Annotated in this window: 10 protein-coding genes and 1 riboswitch; of the genes, 8 read left to right on the top strand and 2 right to left on the bottom strand. The window is 43.3% G+C overall.

Annotation, left to right across the window (positions count from 1 at the left end; genetic code table 11):
- Window positions 1-136: 136 nt before the first annotated feature.
- Both LI015_RS11285 and LI015_RS11280 read right to left on the bottom strand, forming a co-directional pair.
- Complete coding sequence (locus LI015_RS11285; RefSeq protein ID WP_002564513.1) at window positions 137-1,657, bottom strand: response regulator; 1,521 nt, start codon at window positions 1,655-1,657, stop codon at window positions 137-139.
- Between the two features lie 245 nt (window positions 1,658-1,902).
- The gene (locus LI015_RS11280; protein WP_119204741.1) at window positions 1,903-3,645 is read right to left on the bottom strand and encodes a sensor histidine kinase; all 1,743 of its coding nucleotides are present in this window, start codon (window positions 3,643-3,645) and stop codon (window positions 1,903-1,905) included.
- A 184-nt stretch (window positions 3,646-3,829) separates the two neighbouring features.
- Between LI015_RS11280 and LI015_RS11275 the strand changes: the two genes are divergently transcribed.
- The 8 genes from LI015_RS11275 (at window position 3,830) to LI015_RS11240 (ending at window position 13,833) form a co-directional block, all read left to right on the top strand.
- Window positions 3,830-5,179 (top strand): ABC transporter substrate-binding protein, encoded by a 1,350-nt coding sequence (locus tag LI015_RS11275; RefSeq protein ID WP_119204742.1) that lies wholly within the window; start codon window positions 3,830-3,832, stop codon window positions 5,177-5,179.
- Window positions 5,180-5,212: 33 nt separating this feature from the next.
- Window positions 5,213-6,121: a carbohydrate ABC transporter permease gene (locus LI015_RS11270; RefSeq protein ID WP_002564510.1), complete on the top strand. Its 909-nt coding sequence runs from the start codon at window positions 5,213-5,215 to the stop codon at window positions 6,119-6,121.
- 9 nt (window positions 6,122-6,130) lie between these two features.
- The gene (locus LI015_RS11265; protein WP_038281955.1) at window positions 6,131-6,973 is read left to right on the top strand and encodes a carbohydrate ABC transporter permease; all 843 of its coding nucleotides are present in this window, start codon (window positions 6,131-6,133) and stop codon (window positions 6,971-6,973) included.
- 6 nt (window positions 6,974-6,979) lie between these two features.
- On the top strand, window positions 6,980-8,011 hold the full coding sequence (locus tag LI015_RS11260) for a hypothetical protein (protein ID WP_002564508.1): 1,032 nt from the start codon (window positions 6,980-6,982) through the stop codon (window positions 8,009-8,011).
- A 108-nt stretch (window positions 8,012-8,119) separates the two neighbouring features.
- Window positions 8,120-9,520 (top strand): family 4 glycosyl hydrolase, encoded by a 1,401-nt coding sequence (locus LI015_RS11255; protein WP_002564507.1) that lies wholly within the window; start codon window positions 8,120-8,122, stop codon window positions 9,518-9,520.
- A gap of 312 nt (window positions 9,521-9,832) precedes the next feature.
- On the top strand, window positions 9,833-10,633 hold the full coding sequence (locus LI015_RS11250) for an ABC transporter ATP-binding protein (RefSeq protein WP_002564506.1): 801 nt from the start codon (window positions 9,833-9,835) through the stop codon (window positions 10,631-10,633).
- Window positions 10,620-12,458 carry a COG1361 S-layer family protein gene (locus LI015_RS11245; RefSeq protein WP_227125037.1) on the top strand — a complete coding sequence of 613 codons (1,839 nt, stop codon included), beginning with the start codon at window positions 10,620-10,622 and terminating at the stop codon, window positions 12,456-12,458. The genes LI015_RS11250 and LI015_RS11245 overlap by 14 nt, the downstream gene beginning before the upstream one ends.
- Window positions 12,445-13,833 (top strand): ABC transporter permease, encoded by a 1,389-nt coding sequence (locus LI015_RS11240; protein WP_227125036.1) that lies wholly within the window; start codon window positions 12,445-12,447, stop codon window positions 13,831-13,833. Before LI015_RS11245 ends, LI015_RS11240 begins: the two co-directional genes overlap by 14 nt.
- A gap of 99 nt (window positions 13,834-13,932) precedes the next feature.
- A riboswitch (ZMP/ZTP riboswitch) is annotated at window positions 13,933-14,022 on the top strand.
- Window positions 14,023-14,050: the final 28 nt, after the last annotated feature.

Genomic DNA, 14,050 nt, shown 5'->3' with positions numbered 1-14,050 from the left:
CTTACATAGAATGCGTTATAAGTCAAGTAAAAATTACGGGCTTTAAAAAAAAATTACAGGCTGATGAAATTATAGGCTTTAAAAATACTTATATATACAAATGAAACCAGGTTTTTAAGTCACTAATTTAGGTTTCTTATAATGCATGATGCTTCAAATATGCACTGGGCGTCATACCTGCATATTTTTTAAATAATTGGCTGAAATATTGTGGGTTGTCTCCGCATCCCACTTGCTCTGCTATTTCACTTATTTTTTCATTATTTCCGTTTAAAAGCAGCTCTTTTGCTTTTTCCATGCGTTTGGAAGCCAGGTAGGAGGAGAACTTCACACCTGTCTGCTTTACAAATTGTTTGCTTAGGTAATCCACATTCATATAAAGGTGGTTTTCGGCAATCCATTTTAATGAAAGGTTAGGATTGGAGAGATATTCATCCACTAAAGAAATCACCTTAAAGATAAAATCACGAGAGGAGGAAGCACCTTTTTTCCCTGACTGCATGATTCCATCTAACTGCCCAGAAAAGTAGTGTATTAGTTCCTGAGGGTTTTTATAATGATTCACGTTCTCTATATAGGAATTTATCTGTTCACTGCTGACAAAAGTCTGGTGTGATGTGGTCAGCAGGCGAAAGAATATATCTGTTATTAATGCTTTTAAAAATGCAATATCCTGTATTGAGGAAAAGAGATCATATAAATCCTGCGCAGCGGTTTCATCGGGATTATCCTGAAATATGCGGGATATGAAGTACTCAGTTTTCTCAAATAAAGCAGTATGGTTTACAAACTGAATGGAATGGAAATGTTCAATAAGGCTGATTTGTTCGTATCGTTTCAATTTAGGCATGAGCGAATTCAAAAGCGCACCCAGATTCAGAAAAGAATAGGATTTGAATTCAATCGAAACTGATTGCTCCTTAAAACTGAAGCCATGTATATATTCATTCAGATCAGTATAGGTCGGTGCACAGTCCTCAAAGAAAAAAATTAAAGTGTTTTTAACATATATCATGTGGACAGGAAGGCTGGGAAAGTTGCTTTTAAAATAGGCTGAAAGCTGTTCCAGACAGTCTCCAAGATGTTTTTTTTCCAGATAAAAAATATAATAGAGTTTATACTCTGTATAACTGAAATCAAGTAGCTGCTCATAGTTTTTTGTTAGAGAAAGCATACTGCTTTCAGATGAAATGCACTCGAAAATCAGATTTTTCATAACATTTTGGGCCAGATTTTTCTCATTGTCTTTTTGTTGTTTTTGCATAGCTAGAAAAGAACGCTGCTTGTAGCAATCTTCTTTGACTGCATTGATGGCATCAATAATTTGGTGTTCGTTGCAGGGCTTAAGAAGATAATGATGTATGCCAAACTGCATAGCTTCTTTAGCATATTCAAAACTATCGTAGCCTGATAGAATAATAAATTGTATATTATTGTCAATTTCTTTAATCTTTTTTACCAATTCAAGACCTGAGAATCCTGGCATCTTTATATCAGTCAGGACAATATCAGGGTAATAGTCAAGAATGGTTTCGTAGGCTTCCACACCATTAGAGCATACACCTACAACCTCAATTCCGATACTTTGCCAGTCAATAAAATTACGTATGGTTTCCCGAATGATTTTTTCATCATCTGCAATTACTAATTTTAACATATTTTAACCTATTCCTTCCGTTTCGCTCAAGGCACAAACAAGGGACGAAAAAGCTTGTTGTGTGTCTCCTCTACTTGACTTATAATATTTTTTGGATAACAATACACTGTAGAGCACGGGAGGAGGAGTGGCGAACTTATTTTGCTCCCGCATATTTATATGTGCTGTTATCCTTTATAAGAACGCTGGCTTTTATGATGAAACTTGGCTGCCTAGAGGCTCAAGGCTATGAAACTTCATTCATATTAATTCATTTCATCCTGAATAAAAGGAATAGAAATCCGAGCCACTGCCTTGTTGTTTTCGTTATATACATCCAGTCCATAGTTTTCTCCGTATGTCAATTTGATTCTAGTATCGATATTAATTAATCCAATGCCGAATCCGCGGGAGTTTTTTGGATTTGCTCTTAATTTTTCTAAAAGTCCCAGCTCGAACTGGGAACCATCGTTTTTCACATATATATAGATTAATTGTTCGGTATGCAGTATTGTAATATAAATATTACACTCGTCGGCAATCTCCTCCAACGCGTATTTAATGGCATTTTCCACAAGAGGCTGAATGCTTAGTTTGGGAATAGGAATATGGGAGAGCTCCTGCTCAATGGACAAGTGGAACTTAAGCCGATCTCCGAAACGGAACTCCTGGATTGTTATGTAATTATGTATAAGTTCCAACTCATGCTCAAGGGGAATCATACGGGAACGGCTGTCCAGCGTAGCATGAAGCAGGTTGCCCAGTGACTCCACAATCTTTGATATTTCGGTTTCATGCTTGGATTTAGCCAGCCAGTTGATGGATTCCAATGTATTATAGAGAAAGTGGGGGTTGATTTGTTGTTCCAGAGCTTTTAATTGGGCATTTTTCATTAACATTTCAGCCTGATAGTTATCTCGAATAAGGCGTTGCTGTTCTCTGGCCATGGCATCAAAATTTCTGTGTACAATCCCAATTTCATCCTTTCGCGTCGAATAGTCATAATTTGTCTGAGGAATAACATCGGATTCACTGTCAAAAGTCTTCATTTTTTTCACTAATGCGAAAATATGTTTTGATATATTCTGCGATAAGACTCCGGATGCAAGCAGACTGAGGATGATACAGCAGGCCAGAGCAAGAAGAAAAAGCATATGTCCCATTAAAATAGAACCATGAGTTTTATCATAATTCATCCAACATTCAAATTCCCATCCATATCCCGGAATCATGCTTTTTAAAACAAAATAGTAATGTCCTTTGAATGGAATGACTTTATAACTATCATTCAGAATATCAAATGTGTTTTCTGGAGTAGGTGCATCTGAACGGTACACAGTCTTTGCGTCTGCACTTAGTATGTAGGAGCAGTCATCAAAGGTATTATGGGTAGTTGAGGCTTTGATGAGCGACTCTGTATTAATAAATATAACCAGCGTTCCCAAAGGCTCTAAATTGGTACCAGCTATACGCCGAATTTGGCGGGCTAGAACCAGTTGATTATTGTACTTATCTAAAACCAGAAAGCAAGGACTGCCTTTTTGTTCATCCGTATATTCCTTTATGTATTCCAGCTGAGAAACAGAAAGGGAGGACTGATGGTTATTGCTCCATATAGTTGATGTGGGGGTATACAGGCAGATGCTTTCAACATGGGGAATTGTATATGAATAACTCAGTATGGAATTGTATAAAGAACGGTAAGATACCGCTGTTTTGAGCGAGGAGGGGGAGTATTTGAGGTCATATAGGCTACCCTGAATTGTATTGTCGGCAATCAGTACGGAAGAAGATGTTGTCATGGAATCAAAGGAATTACCTATTTCACTGGAGAAAAATGTCAGTACGCTGGCGGTAGTATTGTATAGCAGTTCTTCGTTATATTTCATAAAAATATTTACCGCAAGAAACGACGAAATGCCGATAAAAAGGGTAATGAGACAATTAAAAAGGAGCAGTTTTGTTTTTAATGATGTGTCTATCAACCAGTTGTGCAGCTTTTTATACATATAAAGAAACCTCCCTTGAAATCGTACTTAAATTATAACAATATTTGGTGATAATTCAATAAGCTATCGCATATAAAAACGGTTTTGTGAACATTTAAACCGTTTTTTTGTATTTTATCTAAATATAAATCTTGCTATAATAAACCTACGAAATAAAGCACGCGACTATTTAAGGAGGGTTATTATGTTAAAGAGAAATCTTGCAATTGGAATGGCTATCGTGTTAAGTGCAGGAAGTTTATTTGGATGCGGCAGTTCAGAAAGCAATGGGGGAAACACTTCTGCAGCGGATACACCGGCGGTTACAGAGAATGCAGCTGATGCCTCAGGAGACATGGTATTACGGTTTTCCTGGTGGGGAAACCAGGTAAGGAATGAAAAGACGGATAAGGTTCTTAAAATGTATTCAGAAGATAACCCAGGAATAAGCTTTCAGGAGGAAATTAATGAATTCAGTTCTTACTGGGATCGATTGGCAGCTCAGTCAGCAGGTAACGATTTGCCTGATATCATACAGATGGACTATCGTTACATTGACCAATATGTATCTAACGGCCTGCTTTTGGACTTAACTCCCTATGTGGAGAATGGTTTGCTGGACCTGTCAAACTTAGCAGATTCAACGGTGGATTCAGGAAAAATTGGTGGAAAGCTGTATGGAATTTGTAATGGATTGAATGCTCCAATGATGATTTACAATAAAACTATAACAGACAATGCCGGGATTGAGATTGGCGATGAAATCACGCTGGATCAGTATATTGAGTATTCAAAACTGATATATGAAAAAACGGGTACCCCTACTAATATTGCATATGGTGCAGGTACAAAATATTTACAGTATTATATGAGAGACAGGGGCGAAAAACTCTACAATAACCAAGGAGGATTGGGGGGACAGGAAAGCACCTTCGCTGACTTCTTCCGACTTTATGAAAATGCAATCAAAGAGGGATGGCACACGGACCCGGCGGCATTTGTGGAAATATCAACAACTTCCATTGAAGAGGATGCGATTCACAGCGGTAAGTCATGGTCTACTATCGTATGGTCAAACCAGTATGCCGCAGCTATGAATTCCAAACCGGAAGAATATGAGTATGCAGTGTGTACTTGGCCAGCCAACAATATAAAACAGGCAGATTATACAAAACCAAGCCAGTTCTTTTCCGTATCCAGTAATAGCAAAAATCCGGAAGAAGCAGTAAAGGTAATTAATTATCTGACTAATTCCAAGGAATGTAACGATGTATTGTTAGGTGAGAGAGGTGTTCCGGCGTCCTCTGTTATAGCAGAGGCTATTACACCAAAGTTGGGACAGGATGAACAGTTGGTGATTGAATTTGTAACAAAAGTATCAGAGAACTGTTCCGCTCTTGACCCTGCAGACCCGGTGGGCTCGGGAGAAATTACAAACCTGATTGATAGTTTGACAGAGGAGGTCTGCTATGGCAGCAAGACTGCTGATGAAGCAGCAGCAGAGTTCTACGAAAAGGGAAATGCAATCCTTCTAAAAGGGTATTCTGGACAATAATATGAAAAGCAGATTAAGAGAGGGGACAGAGAAATGAAGGAAAACAAATTGACACTGAGGCAGTGGTTTAATAAGGAAAGTGTGGCAGGGAGTATCTGCACATTGCCTTTTGCGGTCGGATTCTTGTGTTTTACGCTGGTTCCCATATGCATGTCTCTTTATTATTCTTTGACTGACTATAATATTCTATCCCAGCCCAAATTTATTGGACTTGCCAATTATATTGAAATGTTTACAACAGATAAAACGTACATTAAATCATTATTTGTTACTATTTTTTATACATTTATATCTGTCCCTATGAGGCTGGTATTTGCCTTAGCAGTGGCTGTCATCCTGGTTAGAAATACCAGGATGACCCCTATTTATAGGGCGGTTTATTATCTGCCGTCTATCATCGGCGGTTCTGTGGCAGTATCTATCCTATGGAAACGTATTTTTGCTACGGATGGTGTGATTAATGCTCTGTTGGCTGCCGTTGGCATTGATACTCAATTCGCATGGCTGGGCAATACTAAAACTGCAATATGGACCTTGATTTTGTTGGCAGTCTGGCAGTTTGGTTCCTCTATGCTTATCTTTTTGTCTGCACTAAAACAGATACCAAATTCTTTGTATGAAAGTGCGCGGGTGGATGGAGCATCCAGGCCATATATATTCTGGAAGATAACGCTGCCCATGCTGACTCCTACCATATTTTTCAATCTTATCATGCAGATGATTAGCGGTTTTCTTGCTTTTTCCCAGTGCTATATCATTACCCAGGGAAAGCCCATGAATTCCACTTTGTTCTATACCGTTTATATGTATCAACAGTCCTTTGAGTTTTATAGGATGGGATACGGAGCCGCTATGGCCTGGGTCATGCTGTTTATTGTAGGTACGGTTACAGTAATCTTATTCAAGACAAAAAAGAAGTGGGTATTCAGCGAAGGAGAATGATATATGGGTATGAAAAATAAAAGAACAATAGGGATTACAATTTATCACATTCTGGTCTGCATTGGCGGTCTGATAATGGTGTATCCACTAATATGGATGCTTATGAGCTCATTTAAAGAAACCAATACTATATTTGCTACAGCAAAAGAACTGTTGCCTGAGAAGGCGACTCTGGTCAATTATGTGAATGGGTGGAAGGGATTTGCCGGTAGCACCTTTGGCCGTTTTTTCGCTAATTCCGCCATCATTTCCGTGCTTTCAACCGTGGGAGCAGTTGCCTCATCTGCAATTGTAGGGTATGGATTTGCCAGATGCAGATTCAAAGGGAAGAAGCTGCTGTTTACATGCATGATGGTTTCAATGATGCTGCCTTTTCAGGTTATGATGATACCGCAGTTTATTTGGTTTAAAAAGCTAGGATGGGTAGGTACATATTTACCATTAATTGCGCCTTACTTTTTTGGACAAGGTTTCTTTATCTTCCTGATTATGCAGTTTATCGAGGGAATACCAAGAGAATTAGATGAGGCGGCGAAAATAGATGGCTGCTCATATTACGGTGTTTTCCGTCAGATAATTCTTCCTTTAATTATTCCTGCCCTTATTACATCGGGAATTTTTTCCTTTATTTGGAGATGGGATGATTTTATGAGTCCATTGCTCTATATCAACAAGACAACCATGTACCCAATTAGCTACGCTTTGAAATTATTCTGCGATCCAAGCTCTACATCGGACTATGGTGCAATGTTTGCTATGGCAACACTATCCCTGCTGCCGGCAGTCATTATTTTCATCACACTGCAGAAATATTTGGTAGAGGGCATTGCCACATCAGGAATTAAGGGGTAATGTAGAATGAAAAATATTGAAGGAATCATTGAAGGTGCACGAAAGGTAATCCAAAGTCACTGTGTAGATGGAGGAAGCGGTTATTCAAGATGGATATGGCAAAACGCTACGAATGATAGAGAACTGGTAATTAATCCATATGGGTGTGCAGATGCAGCAAATATACGGTACATGATTGGAGAGTTTCCAGCAACGTCAGCAGAACGCGAGAATTGGATTATAAATCTGCAAGGATTCCAAAATCCAATAAGTGGTTTGTTTGAGGAAGCTACGCATCATCCTTACCATACTACAGCACACTGTGTAGCAGCATTGGAATTATTTGAAGAAAAGGCTGTTCATCCATTGTTTGATATGCAGCCGTATTTGCAGCAGCATAATTTGGAACAATTTCTAGATGGACTTTGCTGGTCAGAAGATCCATGGCTGGCTTCCCATCAAGGAGCAGGCATCTATGCAGCTATGGTGCTTATGGAAGAAGCGGACATGCAGTGGGAGGACCGGTACTTCAGATGGCTTAGCATCGAAGCTGACCCGGAAACAGGATTTTGGAGAAAAGGACAGGTCAAACCAGTTCTAAAAGCAGATTCATTTGCTGGAGTAAGAGCAAAACCGTCTGTTTTTCCGCATCTTGCGGCGTCGTTTCACTATCTGTTCAATCATGAATATGCCCATAGGCCCTTACCATATCCGGATAAGATTGTGGATACCTGCCTGGCCATTTATAAAAAAAATGATTGGGAGACGTTGGGAAAAAAGGTTTCTTTTGCAGAAATAGATTGGGTTTATTGTTTAAACCGAGGACTGCGTCACAGTGGTCATCGGTTTGATGAAGCTAAAACAGCACTTCATGACTTTGCGCTCACCTATATTGATTATTTGGAACATCTGGACTATGAAACGGATGATGGATTTAATGATATGCATTCATTATTTGGATGTATCTGTGCACTAGCCGAGCTCCAAAATGCTCTTCCAGGGGAGCTTGTTACAAACAAGCCATTAAAGCTGGTGCTGGACAGACGGCCATTCATATAATTCCTGTTTGTGAACATAACCGGAATAAAACTTGTACTTTAGAATCTATATTTCCCCTTATGAAAGCGGAAAATGAGAATAAAAATAGATAGATGGAGGAAATCGAGAATGAGGTATGCAAAGGACAAAGTATCAGACATTAAAATTGCTTATATTGGCGGCGGTTCCAGAGGCTGGGCATGGACATTCATGACAGATTTGGCTTTGGAGGAACAACTGTCAGGCACTATAAACCTTTACGATATCGATTTTAAAGCAGCCAAAAATAATGAGATAATTGGAAATTTGATTTCCAAAAGGGAAGATACACTGGGTAAATGGAACTACAGAACCAGTACCAGTCTTGAGGATGCATTGACGGATTGTGATTTTGTGGTGATATCCATTCTTCCGGGAACATTTGATGAAATGGAGTCAGACGTTCATCTTCCGGAACGTCTGGGGATTTATCAATCTGTAGGAGATACGGCTGGTCCTGGAGGAATTATACGTGGTCTGCGTACAATTCCAATGTTTGCTGAAATAGCAGAGGCCATTAAGGCCTACTCACCAGAAGCATGGGTTATCAATTATACAAATCCTATGTCTCTTTGTGTAAAAACATTATATCACGTATTTCCTGAGATAAAGGCATTCGGATGCTGTCATGAGGTCTTTGGCACACAGAAAGTACTGAAAGGAATTTGTGAAGCATGTTGTGATGAGAAGAATATTGACTGGCATGATATTTGTGTTAATGTGCTGGGAATCAATCATTTTACCTGGTTTTCCAGCGCTTCCTATAAAGGCATTGATCTTTTTCCTGTTTATGATGCTTATATTGCAGAACATTTCGAGGACGGATACCATGATCCAGACAGAAATTGGATGAACTCATCTTTTAACTGTGCTCATAGAGTGAAATTCGACCTGTTTAAAAGATATGGCCTTATAGCAGCGGCAGGTGATCGGCATCTGGCCGAATTCATGCCGGGAAACGAATATCTGAATGATCCGGATACAGTGAAAAAGTGGAAATTTGGATTAACAACAGTGAATTGGAGAAAAGAAGACTTAAAGAGAAGATTGGAGAGAAGCCGCCGTCTGGCTGATAATGAGGAGGCTGTTGAGTTAAAACCAACCGGAGAGGAAGGAATTCTTTTGATAAAAGCATTATGCGGATTAGGCAGATTGGTCAGCAATGTGAATATTCCTAATACATATGGACAGATACCGAATCTATCCAGAAATGCAGTAGTGGAGACGAATGCAGTATTTGAACGGGATGCAATTCGGCCTATGATAGCCGGAGATATTCCTGAAAGTATTAAAGAACTCATTCTCCCGCATCTGGATAATCATGAATATACGCTTCAGGCGGCATTGAAGTATGATGAGGATTTGGTGGTGAAGGCATTCTTGAATGATCCTTTGGTAAAGGGGAAAAGATGCACAGAGGAAGATGTGAAGATGTTAGCGCATGATATGATACAGAATACTTTGAAATATTTGCCGGATGGCTGGAAGTAGAGGAAAAATAAACATAAATATGCTGTGGTATTACATTATTTAATAAAACCCCAAGACCGGGCCCCCGCTGAACATCAGCGATGCCCGGTCTTTTGCTGTGCTCTGTCCTGATTTGCTTTACAATTACCTGTTTTCGTGTTACATTTGCTACTGAAAACGGATAGGGTGTAAGGAATTATTAAAGGAAGATTAAAGAAAAACAGAAGAACAAATCGCGTTCTCTGTGCTATACTGAACAAAATCAGTACAGTCTGTCCATACGGGCTGTTATCTGGATTGGAGCGCTTTTACGCCCTGGAAAGGAGGCTGGATTTGGCAGAGGAACAACTGGCCGTGTCGTCGGTCCCTACAGCAAAAGAAAACAGGCCCGTGGTCATACGGGTAAAGAATTTATATAAGATATACCGGGTAGGCGATATCAAGGTCCGGGCCCTGGACGGGCTGGATTTTGATATATATAAGGGAGAATTCGTTGCCATTGTAGGAGCCTCCGGTTCCGGCAAATCCACCCTTCTCAACATGCTGGCCGGGTTGGAGAAGCCTACCAAGGGAGAGATTGAGATTGGCAGAGTCCATATAGAGAAGATGACGGAGCGCCAGCTGGTGAGCTTCCGCCGCGAAAAGGTGGGATTCATCTTCCAGGCATACAACCTGTTAAACACCATGAATGCTCTGGAGAATGTAGCCCTGCCCCTTTCCTTTCGGGGTGTTTCCAGGAGGCAGAGGCTTAAGGAAGCCAGGAAATACATGGACCTGGTAGGCGTGGGAGGACAGGCCAGGCATATGCCCAACCAGATGTCCGGCGGACAGCAGCAGCGTGTGGGAATAGCCAGGGCCCTGGTGGTCAATCCTCAGATTATATTTGCCGATGAGCCCACGGGAAACCTGGATTCCAAGACCACCATGGAGGTGCTGCGCCTGATGCAGAAGATTGTCAGGGAGCAGGACCAGACTCTGGTCATGGTTACCCATGACAACAATCTGGCCTCCTATGCGGACCGGAGAATCCGAATCATGGACGGCAGGATTGTGGGAATCGAGACAGGCGGCAGGGAAGCATTATATGAGGGGAATGCAGAGGAAAAGGAGTGCAATGAGAATGAGAGCAAATAAATGGTGCAGGGGCCTGACGGCGTTCCTGGCAGCCTCAATGCTGGCCGGGATGTATCCTTCCAGCGCAGCGGCCAGCGATTATAAACTGGGCTACAACACCAATGCCAGTGAAAATGATTATGTTTTTACTACAAAATCACCCAAAGGGACCATAGGAAAATCCATGTCCATTCCCTTCCGTATCAGGGCCACGGATGAGGATATGGAGAACCTGCGCATCAGTCTCCTGGAAACCAATGAGTTCCAGCAGATAGAGGAGCGGGGAAACGGGGATTACTCCGTTGACTACTATCCCTTTGAAATTATGGAGACCACCTTTGTGGCCAAGAACGTGGGAACCATCAAGAAGGGCAATGTAAAGAGCGTGTCCCTGTCAGCCAGGGTGCGGCGCGATGCCCTTCAGGGATACTACAGCATCCCTGTACTGCTTGAATGGGACGGCGGTTCTGACACAGACTATATTAATGTATGGATTTCCACCTCATCCACATCAGGAGCAGACGAGGAGGAGGACAAAAAGGAAGGCAATTACTTTGTGGTGGGAGAGAACCAGCCCACACCCCGGGGCGTTTATCCCAATGTCATGGACTACACCGTGAACTTCCGCAATAAGAGGGAGACCACGGCCCAGGATGTGACGGTCAGCATGCAGCTCTCAGAGGACGATGCCAAGTTCCCCTTTGAAATCAACGACGGCAACTATGACCGCACCTTTGAGCGCGTGCAGCCGGGAGAAACCGTGTTCGCTCCCTACAGCATGGCAATCCGCAAGGATTCCTATACAGGTTATTATCCAATCAAATACACCATCACCTTCCGCTTAAGCTCTGAGGGGGATCTGCACACGGAGGAGGGAACTTTTTACGTACATATCACGTCCAAGGATAAAGAGGACGACCTGGGGGATTTTAACGCCAACGACAGGACCAGGGCCAGATTGATTGTGGAGAGCTACCACACGGTTCCGGAGGAAATCTACGCAGGGGACGAGTTTGAGCTGATTCTTAACATGAAGAATGCATCCACCTCGGTTGCTGCCAGCAACATTCTCTTTAACCTGGAGTCGGAGAAGGTATCGGACAGCGCCGTATTTACCACGGAGTCAGGCACCTCCTCCCTGGTGGTGGACAATATGGCTCCCGGACAGACCACCGAGGTCAGGGCCAGGTTTACAGCCAGGGCAGGAGTGGACCAGCGCTCCTACGCCATCACGGTGAAGGAGAAGTACGACAGCCCTGAATTCAAGAACGCAGAGGAAAGCATTGTAGTGGACATCCCTGTAAAACAGTATGCCCGGTTAAGCACCAGCACCATTGACGTTATGCCGGACAGCTTAACCGTGGGATCTGAGTCCAATGTCATGTTTGGCATCAACAACACGGGAAAGGTCATCCTTTACAACGTGACCGTGACCTTTGAGGCGGACTCCATCAAGACCACGGACGCCTATGTGGGAAACATCAAGCCGGGTGAAACAGGCAACGTGGATACCATGCTGACAGGTGTGGCTCCCACCCTGGACGAGGGAACGGTACGCATCCGCATTGATTACGAGGATGAAAACGGTGTTCCCGCAGAACCCGTGGAAAAGGAACTGACCCTCATGGTTATGGAGGAGATGGAACAGAACTGGGATGATATGGGAGCGGCCATGGACGCAGGCAGCATGGAGGCGGAGGCAGCCCCATCCTTCTGGGGCAAATACAAGTTCCTGGTGATTGCCGGTGTGGCGGCAGCCGCCGGTATTGCAGCTGCGGTTGTCATCCGAATCAGGAAGAAACGCAAGGCAGCAAGGGAAGAGGATGTGGACGATGAGATTTCCTGATCTCGTAATCATGAGCATTAACAACTTAAGACGCAGGAAGCTGAGAACGGTTCTGACTGTGCTGGGAGTTATCATCGGCACAGCGTCCATTGTGGTCATGGTATCCCTGGGAATCGGACTGGACCAGATGTTTATGGAACAGATTTCCTCCTGGGGAAGCCTGACCACCATCAACGTGTATTCCGGTTCCTCCTATGGGAACGCGGTGATGATTGGTGGGGGAGGGAGCAGTAAATCCTCGGATCCCACCTACATCACAGACGATGTTATAGAACAGTTTGGCCGCCTGCCCCATGTGTCCGGGGTATCCCCTGTCCTGGAAATCAATGTGGTTATGCGCCAGGGAGCCTACGAGGCCCAGTATCTGTCCCTTATGGGCGTAAGCCAGTCGTTTCTGGAGCAGATTCCCCTGGGGGAAGGCAGGCTGCCGGAACCGGGAGAGATGGGCATGGTGGTGGGCAACACGGTCCAGCAGAATTTTTATAATTCCAAGACAGGCCGGGGATACTGGGACACGGGCGAGATGCCGGAAGTGGACTTTATGAATAAGCCCCTCTTTGTCATTTTTGATGTGGACGCTTATTTCCAGACCAGAAATGGTTCCGTCAGTTCGTCAGAGGACGGACAGACTCCTGTGAAACCGCCGAAAAAGTACATGATGAATGCAACCGGCATGGTGGAAGGCGGTCCGGATGACTGGAATTCCTATTCCTATAACGTGTATACAGACATCGACGGACTGAAAGCCCAGCTGCGCAAGGTGTTTAAAAAGGGAGCCGTGATACCGGGACAGCCCACCAACAAAAAAGGAAAGCCCCTTAACTATCTGACCTATAACAGGGCACAGATATTTGTGGACGATATGGAATATGTCCCGGAGGTTCAAAAGCAGATAGCGGACATGGGATTCCAGGTCAGCAGCCAGGCGGACTGGATGGAGAGTACGAAACAGCAGTCCAGCATGATACAGGCTGTTCTCGGCGGCATCGGAGCGGTTTCGCTGTTCGTGGCAGCCATCGGCATTGCCAACACCATGATGATGTCCATTTATGAGAGGACAAAGGAAATCGGCGTTATGAAGGTGCTGGGCTGTGATATGGGAAATATCCGCAACATGTTCCTCATTGAATCCGGCTTTATCGGCTTCATGGGAGGCATTGTGGGAATTTTGCTCAGTTACGGTATCTCGGTGGTTATCAACCGGTTTGTTAACCTGGAGGAAATGAACGGACTGACAGGCAACCTGTCCAGAATACCGCCCTGGCTTTCCGTGGCAGCCGTGGTCTTTGCCATCTTTGTGGGCATGGCAGCCGGATTTATGCCGGCTATGCGTGCCATGAAGCTGAGTCCCCTGGCAGCCATCCGGAATGAATAGGGGAAACAGGAGGTGCGAAAGACTGGTTTCTTCTACTTCCTTGATTAGTAAAACTTCTAAAAAAGGGTTGCAATATTAGAAAAAAAGATATATATTAATGGTAGGGCGTGTGACTGGCGGATAGTGGAGCAACCACAGGGAGCACGCAGTACCATGAACTATTTTGAGCCGACCGCCTGGGCACGCATATTTTTTTGCGTGTCCGGGAGCCGGCTCT

It is taken from the genome of Enterocloster sp. 210928-DFI.2.20 (genome assembly GCF_020554465.1).
Taxonomy (GTDB): domain Bacteria; phylum Bacillota; class Clostridia; order Lachnospirales; family Lachnospiraceae; genus Enterocloster; species Enterocloster bolteae.
This window is presented reverse-complemented; position numbering and strand designations above follow the sequence as displayed.

Bases quoted from the DNA above. Each gene is read 5' to 3' on its own strand.
- LI015_RS11255 (WP_002564507.1), top strand. From the start codon at position 8,120: ATGAGGTATGCAAAGGACAAAGTATCAGACATTAAAATTGCTTATATT.
- LI015_RS11260 (WP_002564508.1), top strand. From the start codon at position 6,980: ATGAAAAATATTGAAGGAATCATTGAAGGTGCACGAAAGGTAATCCAA.
- LI015_RS11275 (WP_119204742.1), top strand. From the start codon at position 3,830: ATGTTAAAGAGAAATCTTGCAATTGGAATGGCTATCGTGTTAAGTGCA.
- LI015_RS11280 (WP_119204741.1), bottom strand. From the start codon at position 3,645: ATGTATAAAAAGCTGCACAACTGGTTGATAGACACATCATTAAAAACA.
- LI015_RS11285 (WP_002564513.1), bottom strand. From the start codon at position 1,657: ATGTTAAAATTAGTAATTGCAGATGATGAAAAAATCATTCGGGAAACC.
- LI015_RS11270 (WP_002564510.1), top strand. From the start codon at position 5,213: ATGAAGGAAAACAAATTGACACTGAGGCAGTGGTTTAATAAGGAAAGT.
- LI015_RS11240 (WP_227125036.1), top strand. From the start codon at position 12,445: ATGAGATTTCCTGATCTCGTAATCATGAGCATTAACAACTTAAGACGC.
- LI015_RS11245 (WP_227125037.1), top strand. From the start codon at position 10,620: ATGAGAGCAAATAAATGGTGCAGGGGCCTGACGGCGTTCCTGGCAGCC.
- LI015_RS11265 (WP_038281955.1), top strand. From the start codon at position 6,131: ATGAAAAATAAAAGAACAATAGGGATTACAATTTATCACATTCTGGTC.